Annotated in this window: 13 protein-coding genes; 2 read left to right on the top strand and 11 right to left on the bottom strand. The window is 53.1% G+C overall.

The genetic code is table 11. The annotated features are described in order from the left end of the window. Window positions 1-8: 8 nt before the first annotated feature. From pyrB to argF (BTJ39_RS14555), 7 genes are all read right to left on the bottom strand, one after another. Entirely contained in the window at window positions 9-944 is a 936-nt protein-coding gene (pyrB, locus tag BTJ39_RS14590; RefSeq protein ID WP_078003430.1) for an aspartate carbamoyltransferase, read from the bottom strand. Between the two features lie 250 nt (window positions 945-1,194). Continuing rightward, window positions 1,195-1,683 (bottom strand): arginine repressor, encoded by a 489-nt coding sequence (locus tag BTJ39_RS14585; RefSeq protein WP_078003429.1) that lies wholly within the window; start codon window positions 1,681-1,683, stop codon window positions 1,195-1,197. 136 nt (window positions 1,684-1,819) lie between these two features. Then, window positions 1,820-3,289, bottom strand: coding sequence for a basic amino acid/polyamine antiporter (locus tag BTJ39_RS14580; RefSeq protein ID WP_078003428.1), 1,470 nt, complete (start codon window positions 3,287-3,289; stop codon window positions 1,820-1,822). 67 nt (window positions 3,290-3,356) lie between these two features. Continuing rightward, window positions 3,357-4,361, bottom strand: coding sequence for an ornithine carbamoyltransferase (gene argF / locus BTJ39_RS14575; protein WP_078003427.1), 1,005 nt, complete (start codon window positions 4,359-4,361; stop codon window positions 3,357-3,359). Window positions 4,362-4,377: 16 nt separating this feature from the next. Beyond that, a complete protein-coding gene (arcC, locus tag BTJ39_RS14570; RefSeq protein WP_078003532.1) occupies window positions 4,378-5,322 on the bottom strand; it encodes a carbamate kinase in 945 nt (314 codons plus the stop codon). Between the two features lie 9 nt (window positions 5,323-5,331). Further along, window positions 5,332-6,552, bottom strand: coding sequence for an arginine deiminase (gene arcA / locus BTJ39_RS14565; RefSeq protein ID WP_078003426.1), 1,221 nt, complete (start codon window positions 6,550-6,552; stop codon window positions 5,332-5,334). 753 nt (window positions 6,553-7,305) lie between these two features. Continuing rightward, window positions 7,306-8,319: an ornithine carbamoyltransferase gene (gene argF / locus BTJ39_RS14555; protein WP_078003424.1), complete on the bottom strand. Its 1,014-nt coding sequence runs from the start codon at window positions 8,317-8,319 to the stop codon at window positions 7,306-7,308. 153 nt (window positions 8,320-8,472) lie between these two features. Between argF (BTJ39_RS14555) and rraB the strand changes: the two genes are divergently transcribed. Both rraB and miaE read left to right on the top strand, forming a co-directional pair. Then, window positions 8,473-8,892, top strand: coding sequence for a ribonuclease E inhibitor RraB (gene rraB / locus BTJ39_RS14550; RefSeq protein ID WP_078003423.1), 420 nt, complete (start codon window positions 8,473-8,475; stop codon window positions 8,890-8,892). A 63-nt stretch (window positions 8,893-8,955) separates the two neighbouring features. Then, the gene (miaE, locus tag BTJ39_RS14545) at window positions 8,956-9,717 is read left to right on the top strand and encodes a tRNA isopentenyl-2-thiomethyl-A-37 hydroxylase MiaE (protein ID WP_078003422.1); all 762 of its coding nucleotides are present in this window, start codon (window positions 8,956-8,958) and stop codon (window positions 9,715-9,717) included. Between the two features lie 98 nt (window positions 9,718-9,815). On the opposite strand, the gene BTJ39_RS14540 is transcribed toward miaE, so the two are convergent. From BTJ39_RS14540 to BTJ39_RS14525, 4 genes are all read right to left on the bottom strand, one after another. Next, on the bottom strand, window positions 9,816-10,316 hold the full coding sequence (locus BTJ39_RS14540; protein ID WP_078003421.1) for a surface-adhesin E family protein: 501 nt from the start codon (window positions 10,314-10,316) through the stop codon (window positions 9,816-9,818). Beyond that, window positions 10,316-10,915, bottom strand: a complete 600-nt coding sequence (locus BTJ39_RS14535; RefSeq protein WP_078003420.1) for a hypothetical protein — start codon at window positions 10,913-10,915, stop codon at window positions 10,316-10,318. The genes BTJ39_RS14540 and BTJ39_RS14535 overlap by 1 nt, the downstream gene beginning before the upstream one ends. 267 nt (window positions 10,916-11,182) lie before the next feature. Further along, a complete protein-coding gene (locus BTJ39_RS14530) occupies window positions 11,183-11,686 on the bottom strand; it encodes a GNAT family N-acetyltransferase (RefSeq protein WP_078003419.1) in 504 nt (167 codons plus the stop codon). Between the two features lie 226 nt (window positions 11,687-11,912). Further along, window positions 11,913-14,768: a valine--tRNA ligase gene (locus BTJ39_RS14525; protein WP_078003418.1), complete on the bottom strand. Its 2,856-nt coding sequence runs from the start codon at window positions 14,766-14,768 to the stop codon at window positions 11,913-11,915. Window positions 14,769-14,773 lie beyond the last annotated feature (5 nt).

Below are 14,773 nucleotides of genomic sequence, written 5' to 3'. Positions count from 1 at the left end.
TGTGCTCCTTATTGCGGCAGTTCGCTGTTCAACACCAGAGCCAGCAATGCCTGACGGGCATAGATACCGTTGCCGGCCTGCTGGAAGTACCAGGCATAGGGCGTTTTATCCACGTCTGTGGCGATCTCATCAATACGCGGCAGTGGATGCAGCACTTTCATATTGTCGCGCGCGCCGGTCAGATCGGCAGCGCGCAGTACGAACTGCGCTTTCACGTTGGCGTATTCCGACGGGTCGAGGCGTTCTTTCTGAACGCGCGTCATATAGAGAATATCCACCTCGGTTATCACTTCTTCAATGCTGCTGTGGCGCGACCAGTGAATGCCTTTTTCGTCCAGCATGCTGGTGATATAGCCGGGCATAGCCAGCGCATCAGGGGCGATAAAATAGAAGCGGTTGCCGTCAAATTTCGCCAACGCCTGGGTGAGAGAATGGACGGTGCGGCCATATTTCAAATCCCCGACCATCGCCACTTTCAGATTGCTCAGACGGCTCTGGGTCTGCTGAATGGTAAACAGATCCAGCAAGGTTTGCGTCGGGTGCTGATTGGCTCCGTCGCCTGCGTTGAGTACCGGAATGCCCGCGGAAAATTCGGATGCCAGCCGGGCCGCGCCTTCCTGTGGATGACGCATGACGATTGCGTCAACGTAGGTGCCGATAACCGAGATAGTGTCCGCCAGGGATTCCCCTTTTTTTCCGAGGGAAGTATTGCCGCCGTCGGCGAAGCCGACCACGGAAGCGCCAAGGCGCTGCATCGCGGTTTCAAACGACAGGCGGGTACGGGTTGAGGCTTCAAAAAAGCAGCTGGCAATCACTTTATGCTTCAGCAGTTCGGGCTGAGGGCTGGATTTTAGCCGTGAGGCGGTATCCAGCACCAGCTCCAGCTCTTCACGGCTTAAGTCGTTGATGGAAATAATGTGCTTTTTGTACAGCGGGTTGGCCATATTACCCTCCTGATGCTGCGCTGAACCCAGTTTACGGACAAAAAAAAGCCCCTTAATAAAGGGGCTTTTTATGATCGGTATCACCACGGAGGAAAGTCCGGCGCTGCTCGCCTGTAATCAGGACGAGGTTGTCGGCAATATTCAAGCTACGTAATTGCATACTTCCTCCTGGCAAATTGCCGGGCATTATACGCATGTCGGATCGCTTATCAAGCCCGTTAATGCACAAATTTACCTTCTGAACCGTTTGCTATGAATATTCATTCAGTCTCAGTAGATAATTAATTTTCCGGTAAACCTGTTCCGTATATTTTATGTCATGAGGCGCTATCCAGACGACGCTGCTGCCGGCGACGACGCCAAGAATTTGCGGCACGGCGTGATGATCCAGCACCCTGGCCACGGCGTGACCATAGCCGGTAACGGTATGAACAAGAATGAATTCATTGTTGTGTTCAATATTAACCACCATCTCGGCAATGGAACGCGCCGCATCGGGTTCGGGCCGGGTAAGGGGGTTCAGCGCGTAAATTTTCTGCCCTTTCGCATTGCGGATTTTTATGACGCCCAGCAGCGTAAGCAAGCGTGAAACCGTCGACTGACTGATGGTTTCAAAGCCATGCCGTTGTAAATCACGGCGAATCTCCTGTTGGGAAGCATAGCAATTTTTACCAATAAGGCGCAGGCATACGGCGAGTTGAAGCTGCTCTTTTTCGGAAGTGGGGCAGGGGAACTTCATGGTGATGGATTTCCAGGTTAGTTGCTGTGGTAATTGCAGCCGCAATAACAAATGCAGGCGTGTAATCCTTTAGCGCTGCTTGGGATTCAATAACATGGAGATGTCCATTACGCCCCATAAGGGACGTAATGTAGCTTCAGACGATGGTTAGCGTACCATTACTGATCAAGTACAATGTATACAGGGCGACAACAACCAGTGCAGCCAGTGCTAACCATTCCCACAGGTTAAAGCAGCGCTGATGTTGGATCTTTTTCTGCCAGACATAAACTATCGCACCCGGAATAAACAGCAGTGAACTGAGTAGCATCGAACTGCCCGCGGCATAGCACAGCCAGAAACCATACACGGTGGCCACGACGGCGATTATCCAGTCCCCGATGCATGTTTCGTCATTGCGGTAACGCTCTTTGGTGCAGACCAACTTCAGACCGTAAGCGGCGCTAAACAAATAAGGCGGCAAAATTGCAGCGGTGGCGATAGAAAACAGCATCTGGTAACCCGCCTGGTAAAACAGCGTCAGGATTAAACATATCTGTACCAGCCCGTTAGTAATCCAAAGTGAAACGGCGGGCGCATGGCGCTTATTCTCTTTTGCAAAGGCAGCGGGAAGAATACCGTCATTAGCGGCAACCCGTGGAAGCTCTGCGGCGAACAGCGTCCATGCCAGCAGCGCTCCGGCGAGAGAAAATATGACACCGCCGGCAACGAATTTGGCGCCCCATACCCCGACGACGCTTTCCAGTACCCCGGCCATTGAGGGATTTTTCAGCTCGCTCAACGCCGCCTGCGATAAAATCCCCATCGACAGGACGCTAACCAGCACATAAATCGTCAGCGCGCCCAGCAGACCGGTGACCGTTGCTTTGCCAATATCATTGCGCTTCGACGCGCGGGAGGAGACCACCGTGGCGCCTTCAATGCCGATAAACACCCAGGTGGTGATCAGCATGGTGCCCTTCACCTGGTCAAACAGCGAAGCGTGCGAGCCTTGTACGCTGGATAAGCGCCCCCAGAAGTCGGCGGTAAGCACCCCGAGGCGGAAGGCAATCAGAATGGTGACGATAAAAATAATCAGCACCAGCACCTTAACCACTGTCAGAATAGTATTAATCCAGGCCGCTTCGCGCACGCCGCGTAACACCAGAGTATGCACCAGCCACAGCACCACTGACGCACCGGCAATCGAGGCAAGGTTATTCCCCTCACCAAATACCGGCAGAAAGAAGCTGATTGCGCTGAAAAGCAATACCGAGTAGGAAACGTTACCAATCCAGGCAGAAAACCAGTATCCCCACGCCGCCTGAAAGCCAATAAAATCGCCGAATCCGGCGCGAGCGTAGCTGTAAATTCCGCCATCAAGCTCCGGACAACGCGCGCTAAGGTTCTGAAAAATAAACGCCAGGCAAAGCATGCCGATCCCGGTTATGACCCAGCCGATAATTAGCGCGCCGGGCGACGCCACCGCGGCGAAATTTTGCGGCAGACTAAACACGCCGCCGCCGATCATGGAGCCAATGACCAGCGCTACCAACGCCGTGAAGCCGAGTTTTTTTTCGGACTCCGGGCTTTCCCCGAGTGGTTCTGTATGTGTGATGTCAGCCATGTTATTCCCCTCCAATGGGATGACAAACGAAACCGGCGCGAACAGTGATTTTCGCGCCGCAAAAGCGTTATTCGCCCAGGGTTGCCACCATGACTGCTTTTATGGTGTGCATTCGGTTTTCTGCTTCGTCAAAGACGATGGAGTTAGCCGACTCGAATACCTCTTCGGTCACCTCCAGACCTTTCAGGCCATAGGTCTCTTCAATTTCGCGGCCGACAGTAGTAAATTCATTGTGAAAGGCTGGCAGGCAGTGCATGAACTTCACGTTTGGGTTGTTGGTTGCCTCGACGACCTGCTGATTAACCTGATAGGGTTTCATTACGCTAACGCGTTCAGCCCAGGCTTCTTTCGGCTCGCCCATGGAAACCCAGACATCGGTATAGAGAAAATCGACCCCGTGAACGCCTTCTTCAACGCTATCCGTTAACAGAATGCGGGCGCCGGTTTGTTCGCCGATTGCCTGACACTGGCTTACCAGCGCTTCATCGGGCCAGAAGGCTTTTGGGGCGATTAAGCGCATATCCATCCCCATTTTTGCCGCGCCGACCATCAGCGAATTACCCATGTTATTTCTGGCATCCCCCAGGTACGCGAAGCGAATGTCGGCCAGTTTTTTATCCGGCGCGTGCTCCAGCATGGTCATTAAATCCGCCAGAATTTGGGTTGGATGAAATTCATTGGTTAATCCGTTCCACACCGGTACACCGGAAAATTCACCGAGTTCTTCAACGATTTGCTGTCCGAAGCCGCGATACTCAATGCCGTCGTACATGCGACCAAGCACGCGCGCCGTATCTTTCATCGATTCTTTATGCCCGATTTGCGAACCTGTTGGTCCGATATAGGTGACATTGGCGCCCTGGTCGAAAGCGCCAACTTCAAAGGCGCAGCGGGTGCGGGTTGAGGATTTTTCGAAAATAAGCGCAATATTTTTTCCGATCAGCGTCTTTTTTTCACAGCCGTTTTTTTTGGCGGCTTTCAGTTCCCTTGCCAGCTCGATCAGATAATTAATTTCCGCCGGCGTGAAGTCGAGAAGTTTGAGAAAATTACGTTTTTTCAAGGAAATGGTCATTTTGATGTCCTTATAATCAGTGATCTTTACAAGCGGATATCGCGGCAGCAGCGTTGCGGATCAGCGTACCGCTTTCACCGGCCAGAATGGCTGGGCCTTCGCTCAGCGCGCCAATGCCGGCCATGCCGTTGCACTGTCTGACAAAGTTGCAGCAGGCCGCGACCTTCGGCCCCATCGACCCCGCATCAAATTCCAGCTTGCCCAGCTCATGGGGCGTAACCTGCTGTAATGGGCGGCGCGTTGGCTTACCCCAGTCGAGGTAGACGGCATCGGCGTCAGTAAGGATTAGCAGCGCATCGGCTTCTATCTGGCGGGCAAGCAGCGCGGCGGATAAATCCTTATCGATAACCGCCTCAATGCCGTGCAGCCCGCTGGCGTTCTCAATAACCGGCACGCCGCCGCCGCCGTTGCAAATAACCAGGTGGTCTCTGGCGATAAGCGCGCTAATCGCGTCGCTCTCTACAATTCGTACCGGCTGCGGCGATGGCACCACGCGGCGCCAGCTATCGCCATCGGCTTTTACCGTCCAGTTTTTTTCGTGTGCCAGCTGCTGTGCTTGCTGTCGGTCGTAAACCGGGCCGATATATTTGGTTGGGTTGCTGAAGGCGGGATCGTCAGCATCCACCACCACCTGGGTTAACAGCACGCTGACCTCGCGTTCAGGCAGCTGGTTTTTCAGCGATTGCTGGAGCATATAGCCGACCATTCCCTGGCTTTCGGCTCCGAGGATATCCAGCGGATAGGGGGCTATTTTGCTGTAGGCGCTGTTTTGCAACGCCAGCAGCCCGACCTGAGGTCCGTTGCCGTGAACTAACACCACGCGCCAGCGGCGGCTGAGTGTGGCGATGGTGTTCGCGGCGATCTCAATATTCTTGCGTTGGATTTCCGCCTCAAGCGGCTCGCCGCGTTTAAGCAGGGCATTGCCGCCCAGGGCGATGACCAGCGTTGGTTTTCTTTCCATCATGTCCTCTCAGATTCCATCCCGTTCCAGCGGGCAGCTCATGCAGCGCGCACCGCCGCGTCCACGTCCAAGTTCATCACCAGGGATCGGCAGTACGGTAATGCCCGCCTTGTCGTATTTCTCGTTGGTCCAGGTATTGCGTTCATAGCCGACCACCACACCCGGGCGGATGGTCAGCACGTTATTCGCGTCGTTCCACTGTTCGCGCTCGGCTTCAAAGGCATCGCCGCCGGTGGTAATCAGCTTGACCTGATCAAGGCCCAGTGCCTGCTCGATGGCATAGACCAGCCCTTTTTCACTTACGCGCTTGATGCCGCCATGGCCGTCTGGCGTCAGCGTCCAGCACTGAACGTCTGAACGAACAACTTCCGGATAGACAGAAAAGGTATCGATATCGATATGGGTCATGACGGTATCAAGATGCATGCAGGAGCGATGCTTGGGTAATTCGACGGCAATGACCCGCGTCGCCTGCTGGTGTTTAAATAGCGAATCGACGAGGAACTCAACGCCTTGCGGTGTGGTACGTTCCGACATGCCAATTAACACCGTGCCGCGCCCAAGTACTAATACATCGCCGCCTTCAAGTGTGGCGTGATCGTAATTAATCTCTTCATTACCAAAATATTTTATGAACGCGCCGTCGGCGAATGCCGGATGCCAGCGATAAATAGCACGAATATTATTGGTTTCACGTCGACGCGCCTGTTTTGCCATCGGATTGATTGACGTGCCGTTATATATCCAACAAGAGGTGTCACGGGTAAATAAATGATTGGGTAATGGCTTCATAATAAAATCATTGGCATCATGTGTTTCAACCGAAATACTTTTTATCACCTCCGGTATTTCACCATACGTCAGGCCTCCGGTTAAATAGTTAGCCAGTTCGCGGAAGCTCCTCTCCGCCAGCCAGGCGCGAACATCGCGGGCAAAAGAGGGTCCCAGACGATAGTCTGATATCTGAGTGTTAAGCAGCCATTCTCTGGCTTCGGTAATATCCAGAGTTTCTGTCAGTAAGTCGCCTAATAATAAGACCTCAACGCCCTGCTGACGCAAAAGATTAGAGAACACATCATGTTCTTCTCCTGCACGTTCAACGGAAAGTACATCGTCAAATAAAAGTTCCTGGCAATTGGAAGGCGTCAATCTTTTAAGGCTAAGATTCGGTCGGTGCAACATTACGCTACGAAGTTGGCCAATTTCCGAACCCACGTAGTGTTTTTTCATACTTATTCCCTTAATTTTTACTGATGAGAAAGGATGTGCGGAAATAATATTAATTTCGCACGATGCTTATTCCTTAAATTTATTTCTTATTCGATGATAATTTTTTTACATGCGAATAGTGTGATCTTGATCACACCAAGGAAGTGGCTGGAATATTACCTGTCGATACATGATTTAGTTCACTAAAATGAGAGAATTATTTTTATGATTAGTGAATGTTTAAGCGCTTTGTTTGTATGAAGTTTTCACTTGTTAATTTATTTTTATTGTCATTTAGTTTGTGAGGTTATTTAACTGATTGATTTTTATATGCAAGTTATTTTATGAGGCATAATTATTCATAATGCCTGTTTTATATTCTGCTGATTAGGACTTCAGTGAAAATAACTATTTAATATTTAACTGGATTAATTTGATGGCAAAACGTGATATTGATCGGGTTAAATTTAAAAGTTGATTAAAAACATAAGACTATAGTCACTGCAGGCGAGTATCAGGATGATATTATGCATATTAAGTGCATAACTGACGGAGTGTCGCTAACCGCTCATTAACATATTCAGCAATAAACATGCAAAAGCGCTTTTTTTAAACGCTCTACGCTGCTCAAATAGGTTGAATGAAGCCAGCGACAGAACGTAAACCGATAGCTGTCCAGGAAAAGCAACCGTTTTGCATCCCGCAGTCAGAAGGCTCATACCCGCAACTGCCGGCGTTGCCATCAGCCCTTCTGCGCGGGGCAATGGCGTTAAATTATTCTGCGGCCGGGCTGAGGGTCGCCACCAATACCGCTTTGATGGTATGCATGCGGTTTTCGGCCTGATCAAATACCACGCTGTGTTCGGATTCAAATACCTCGTCGGTGACCTCCATGCCCCCCGGCAGATTGTATTGCTCGGCGATCTGCTGCCCGAGCGTGGTTTCATCATCATGAAAGGCGGGCAGGCAGTGGAGAAATTTCACCTGCGGATTGCCGGTCAGTTCCAGCATGTTACGGTTGACCTGATAAGGGCGCAGCAGCTCAATCCGCTGCTGCCAGACCGTTTTCGGCTCGCCCATCGAAACCCAAACGTCGGTATAGATAAAGTCGGCACCTTTAACGCCGCTGGCGATGTCTTCGGTCAGGGTGATCTGGCCGCCATTGGCCTGCGCTGCCTGCCTGCATTCCTCAATAAGCTGCTGCTGCGGCCAGCAGCTTTGCGGCGCAACGATGCGCAAATCCAGCCCGGTGACGGCGGCGGCTTCAAGCATACTGTTGCCCATGTTGTAACGGGCGTCGCCAACGTAAACCAGCGTCATTGCGCTTAACGGTTTCTCCGGCAGGTGCTCTTGCATCGTCAGCAGGTCGGCGAGGATCTGGGTGGGATGAAATTCGTTAGTCAGGCCGTTCCAAACCGGCACGCCGGCGTATTGGGCCAGCGTTTCCACCAGCGACTGGCCATACCCGCGATACTGGATGCCGTCATACAGTCGTCCCAGCACCCGGGCGGTATCCTTCATTGATTCTTTATGTCCAATCTGGCTGCCGCTCGGGCCGAGATAGGTCACCTTTGCCCCCTGATCGAATGCGGCAACTTCGAAAGAGCAACGGGTTCGGGTTGAATCTTTTTCGAAGATGAGCGCAATATTTTTTCCCGCAAGCTGCGGTACTTCACGGCCCTGCTTTTTGGCGACCTTTAACGTCGCCGCCAGCGTTAGCAGCGCTTTTATCTCTACGGGCGTAAAATCAACAAGCCTGAGTAAATGACGTTGAAAAAGTTGACTCATATTGCACTCCAGATTGTGAATTAAAATTCAATTTAACCGCATGAATATTCTTTTACAACCCCGGGGAAAGAAACTTTTTCTGTTTAGGGTAGTGGCGCTCAAGGCGCTGTGGGAAAATACTTTAATTATCTGTGTTAACCAAGGAGTCGCATCATGGCTTATGAACAATTGCTGGAAGAGCAGCGCGAAGAGACGCGGCTGATTATTGACGAATTGCTGGAAGACGGCAGCGATCCTGACGCGCTCTACGCCATTGAGCACCACCTGTCCTGCGCTAACTTCGATGCGCTGGAAAAGACCGCGGTAGAGGCGTTCAAGCTAGGGTATGAAGTGAGCGATCCGGAAGAGCTGGAACTTGAAGACGGCAGTAAAGTCATGTGCTGCGACATTGTCAGCGAGCTGGCGCTAAACGCAGATTTAATTGACGCCCAGGTGGAACAACTGGTGACGCTGGCGGGGAAATTCAACGTTGATTATGACGGCTGGGGGACTTATTTCGAGGATCCTGACGCTGAGGATGACGCGCAGGACGATGACGATATCGACGAGGACGACGATGGTGTTCGCCATTAATTAATGCCCGACGGCGCGCCGCTCAGCGCGCCCGCTCGCTGACAATGACATTGACGTTAAATCATGAAATACGATGCTCTGCTTGCTCCAATCCACGCTTTCCTGCACTGCCGAACCCCTCAGCGCTGGCTTGATGTCGCCGCTCAGCCGGAAAACCTGCCGCTGCTGCTGACCGATCATCTGGTATGTGAACTAAAGGCGGCTCAGACCGCCACCTGGCTGATTCGCAAATATGTTGCCGATAAGCCGAGCGGCGATGTCATTCTGGCCTGGCTTAAGCCCTATGAAGACTTTATTTATCGGGAGGATCACGATAGCGATTTCGTCAACGCGCACCGTAATCTGACCAGAAAGATTATCGTGGGCAATGAGCTCCCCTGGGCCGATGAGCTGGTAGAAAAAATGGTGTTGCTGATTAAAGAGGAGCTCCATCATTTTTATCAGGTTTGGGAAATAATGCAGGCGCGCGGTATTGCGTATCACAAAATAACTGCCAGTCGCTATGCCAAAGGCTTAATGCGTGAAGTAACCACTCACGAACCGGATACGCTGGTGGATAAGCTGATTTGCGGTGCTTACATTGAAGCGCGTTCCTGCGAGCGCTTTGCCAGCCTTGCGCCGCTGCTGGACGACGCGCTGTCGACATTCTATATCTCATTGCTGCGCTCTGAAGCGCGCCACTACCAGGATTACCTGGCGCTGGCGCAGCAGATTTCGCCGGTTGATATTGGCCTGCGGGTCGCCAAAATCGGTCAGACCGAAGCGCGCCTGATTAGCGAGCCAGACGATGAGCTGCGCTTTCACAGCGGGGTACCCGCCTTTTAGTCGCTCAGGTATAAGGTCGGTCAGGAATAAGGCAGAAAAATGCGTTTCGCTGCCTTATTCCCGTCGGCAAACTGCGGTGAAGCGCAGGTTACTTAACCTTACCCCAGCAGCGGTTTGCGCGTTTCGCGGGCGGGGGCGGGTTTCAGCCGATCCGCTGGAATTTTACAGACCATGCCGCCGACCAGTCCGAGCGGTGAGTTCTGCGGGTAGGACTCCCACTGCCCGATTTCCTGAGTAATAACAATGACCTCTCCCTGAGCAAAAGGCTGTGTAAACGCCACACGCTCAAATCTGGCCCTTTCGTGAGTGGTGCAGTTAATTACCGTAATCACGCGTGAGCTGCGGATGCTGATGTGCAGTTTTTTCATCTCCAGCACATGAGGCTTATAGCTGCTCAACATGTAAAATTGGCGCAGATTCGGATTCCCGTTATAGGCGGAGATGGTGCGGAGATCGGCCCACACGGAACCATCATTATCGGTTAAGAGTTTAACCACACCTTTCGGCGGGGCGGGGTCAGGCGTGTCGGTCGGCGTCGACTTTGCCGTGCAGCCGGCCAGTAGCGCCAGGCTCAGGCAGATTAATAATTGTTTTTTCATTATTTATTTCCTGCCAGATCGGGCCGCAATGCGTTTAATAATTCGCCACTGACATTTCCCTGTACCGAACATAGCAGGGTGGTTTTACCCTCGCTCTTGCCGAGCATCGCCAGCTTCTCGGCGCTGTCTTTAGCCGGCGCAATGCCGCTGGCCTCATTGGCGTTATTTTTCCACGCTTTGTCACCGACGCGCATGATCATTGGCTGATAAACATAATCCTCGCCTGACTTTTTCCAGTCCGTCTGCGGCATAGCCGCTATCACCTGCGCTGGCGACTGTTCAGTCACGAAGCCCCAGAAATAATATTTGCCCATTTCACCAAGATCGCTTTCTCGCTGGAACCAGCCGGTAAGGGTCAGTTTGCCGCTGGTGATCGGCTGGGTAAACCAGGAGATATCGTTGTTCTCGCTGGCGCGCACGAACCAGGCGTGATGGTGCTTATCCTGCTTGAGCGGGAGGGTATTTTTTAGCGCCTGGCGTTGGGCATAAAGCGTCGAAAAAAAGTGAGCATCGCAGGAAATTAATTGTTCAGGAAGAGAAGCCGCCGCTGCGGAAAATGACAGCGTCAATGCGGTTAAACCAGAGATAACGTACTTCATTGTATCGCTCTTTTATGGGTGAAAAGCTATTCATAGCCAGCGTTCTACTGGCCATCAGAGAAAATAACAGCTAATAAAATTGAAATTGGGTATTTGAAAGCGGAGTTTTCATCCGCGCCCCACTGTAGGGCAAATTATCCAGCTAATCAATTTTGCTTAACAGTTAAGCGGGGCGAATTAAATAATGGCGGGCGTTGGCTGACGGGGATTTTTTGCCAGCGGCGCTGACAGTAGCGCTGGCCATGATGACCAGCGATTTGCATGGCGCTACAGCGTTTTAAGCATTCTTACTTCGCAATCGACGTGACCGGTGCAGCCCATTGCGCTGTCAATATGCTCAAAGCCAAGCTGTTCATACAGCCTGATGGCGCGCGTCAGGGAGGCGGTAGTTTCCAGATAGCAGCGCTGATAGCCGTGCTCGCGGGCATATTCCATGGCCTTCAGCGCCAGCGTTCGTGCCAGACCCAGGCCGCGAGCGGCGGGTAAAAAATACATTTTCTGCAGTTCGCAAATCGCCTCGGTGCTGCACTGCAACGGCGCGATACCGCCGCCACCGATCACCCGTCCATCCAGTTCCACGACCCAGTAAGCGCTGTCTGGCTGGCTGTATAGCTCGTAAAGATGGTCGAGGTTAGGGTCGGCCACGGTATAGCCGCGATCGGCTGTCAGGCCAAATTCAGCGGATACTTCGCGGATCACCCCGGCGATGGCGGAATTATCAGCCGCGGTTAGCGGGCGCAGTTGCAGATCAAGGTTAAGCGCTGTACTCATCACATCTACTCAGCATCAACTTGGGCAAAAGGCTGTAATAACATCACCCGTCTGCGGATGCAATGGGCAACGAAGCAATAGTCGCAGGGCTGCTGAATAAGCGCGTGAAAGCAACGTTTCAGCCTCTCAAACGATGAATAAACCGGCAAATCAGGCCGTAAGCCGCCGCCCTGCATCTGGTCGGAAGGCGTCAGCCCGGGGCGGCGTTTACCGCCCCGGGAAGAGGTTACAGGCCTTTAATGATCTCGAGTTGTTCGGCAACCTTGGCTTTTGCCTGCTCGTAACCTTCAATTTTTTCACGTTCTTTCGCCACCACCGCTTCCGGCGCGCGCGCGACAAAACCTTCATTGTTCAGCTTACTGGCGATACGTCCGATTTCGCCGTCCAGCCGGGCAATTTCTTTGTTCAGTCGATCCAGCTCTGCGGCCTTATCGATCAGGCCCGCCATCGGGATCAGCAGCTCGGCACCGTCGACCAGTTTCGTCACCGACACCGGACCTTTGTCGCCGGCTGGCAGCACGGTGAGGGCATCCAGGCGCGCCAGCGTTGACAGGAAGTTACGGTTTTGCTTCACGCGACGCTCGGCGTCGGCGCTGGCGCCACGCAGCAGCAGCTCCAGCGGCTTAGCCGGCGAGAGATTCATCTCGGCGCGAATATTGCGTACCGCAATAATTGCCTGTTTCAGCCATTCGGTATCGGCCTGGGCCACGGCATCCACTTTGGCCGCGTCGTAGCCTGGCATCGGCTGTAGCATAATGGTGTCGGCAGTGATGCCTTTCAGGGCTTTAACCCGCTGCCAGATGGTTTCGGTGATAAACGGAATAATCGGATGCGCCAGGCGCAGCAGCGCTTCCAGCACTTCCACCAGCGTATGGCGGGTACCGCGCAGCTCGGCTTCTGAACCGCCGTTCATTACCGGCTTGGTCAGCTCCAGATACCAGTCACAGAACTGGTTCCAGGTAAAGTCGTAAAGAATATTGGCGGCGATATCGAAGCGATAATTGTCCAGCGCATCGCGATAGGCTTTCACCGTCTGGTTAAACTCGCTGAGGATCCAACGGTCTGCCAGCGACAGCACCTTTTCACCGCCGTGCTGACCGCAGTCCTGATCTTCGGTGTTCATCAGCACGAAGCGGCTGGCGTTCCACAGCTTATTACAGAAGTTCCGGTAGCCTTCGAGGCGCTTCATATCCCAGTTGATATCGCGTCCGGTAGAGGCCAGCGCCGCCAGGGTGAAACGTAGCGCATCGGTGCCGTGAGGCTCAATGCCGTTGGGGAACTGCTTCTCAGTGCGCTTGCGGATTTTCTCAGCCAGCTGCGGCTGCATCATATTACCGGTACGTTTTTCCAGCAGGGCTTCGAGGGAGATGCCGTCAACCATATCCAGTGGATCGATAACGTTGCCTTTGGATTTGGACATTTTCTGTCCTTCCTCATCGCGGATCAGGCCGGTCATATAGACGGTCCTGAACGGCACCTGCGGCTTGCCGTTTTCATCCTTAATGAAGTGCATGGTCAGCATGATCATGCGCGCAATCCAGAAAAAGATAATATCGAAACCGCTCACCAGCACGCTGGTGGGATGGAACTGACGCAGCGCTTCGGTGTTTTTCGGCCAGCCTAGGGTGGAAAAGGTCCACAGGCCGGAGGAGAACCAGGTATCCAGCACGTCTTCGTCCTGGCTCAGCGCGACGTCTGCGGCCAGCTGATTTTCCTGACGCACCTCTTCTTCGTTACGGCCGACGTAAACGTTGCCCGCTTCGTCATACCAGGCCGGGATGCGGTGGCCCCACCACAGCTGGCGTGAGATACACCAGTCCTGGATATCACGCATCCAGGAGAAATACATATTTTCGTACTGTTTAGGCACGAACTGGATTTCACCGTTTTCTACCGCTTCAACCGCCACTTTCGCCAGCGGCGCGGTGCGCACGTACCACTGGTCGGTCAGCATCGGCTCAATCACTACGCCGCCACGATCGCCATAAGGCACGGTGAGATCGTGAGGTTTCACCTCTGCAAGCAGACCCAGCTCATCGACAGCGGCAACGATCGCTTTACGCGCGGCAAAGCGTTCAAGTCGATGAAACTGCGACGGGATCGCCGCGTCATAGGCCGTTGATTCCTGGCCACTGGTATCAAACACCTGGGCGCTTTCACGGATATCGCCGTCAAAGGTCAGGATGTTAATCATCGGCAGAGCGTGGCGTTTACCAACCTCATAGTCATTGAAATCGTGCGCCGGGGTGATTTTTACGCAGCCAGTGCCTTTTTCCATATCCGCGTGCTCGTCGCCCACCACGGGGATGCGGCGGTTGACCAACGGTAACAGCACAAACTTACCAATCAGATCTTTATAGCGAGGATCTTCCGGATTAACGGCGACGCCGGTATCGCCCAGCAGGGTTTCCGGACGCGTCGTGGCCACCACCAGATAATCCTTGCCGTCTGCGGTTTTCGCGCCGTCGGCCAGCGGGTAGCGGATATGCCACATCGAGCCTTTTGACTCACGGTTTTCCACCTCTAGGTCAGAAATCGCCGTGCGCAGCTTCGGATCCCAGTTAACCAGCCGTTTGCCGCGATAAATCAGGTCATCTTTGTACAGGCGGACAAACACTTCTTTTACCGCGTTCGACAGGCCTTCATCCATGGTGAAGCGCTCGCGCTCCCAGTCGACGGAGTCGCCAAGCCGACGCATTTGACGGGTGATGGTGCCGCCGGATTCCGCTTTCCACTGCCAGATTTTGTCAATAAACGCATCGCGGCCATAATCGTGGCGCGTTTTGCCTTCTTCCGCTGCGATTTTACGTTCAACGACCATCTGGGTGGCGATGCCGGCATGATCGGTTCCCGCCTGCCACAGGGTATTTTTTCCCTGCATGCGCTGGTAACGAATCATGGTATCCATGATGGTCTGCTGGAAGGCGTGACCCATATGCAAGCTACCGGTGACGTTCGGCGGCGGGATCATGATGCAGAAACTTTGCTGGCTGCTATCGCTGTTCGGCTTAAAGTAGCCCTGCTTTTCCCAGTGCTCGTAAAGCGGCTGTTCGATATCTTGCGGGTTATATGTCTTTTCCATTTCTA

Origin of the sequence: Izhakiella australiensis, assembly GCF_002006995.1 — a bacterium.
Taxonomy (GTDB): domain Bacteria; phylum Pseudomonadota; class Gammaproteobacteria; order Enterobacterales; family Enterobacteriaceae; genus Izhakiella; species Izhakiella australiensis.
Note: the sequence above shows the minus strand (reverse complement) of the source record. Positions and strands in the feature narration are given on the sequence as shown.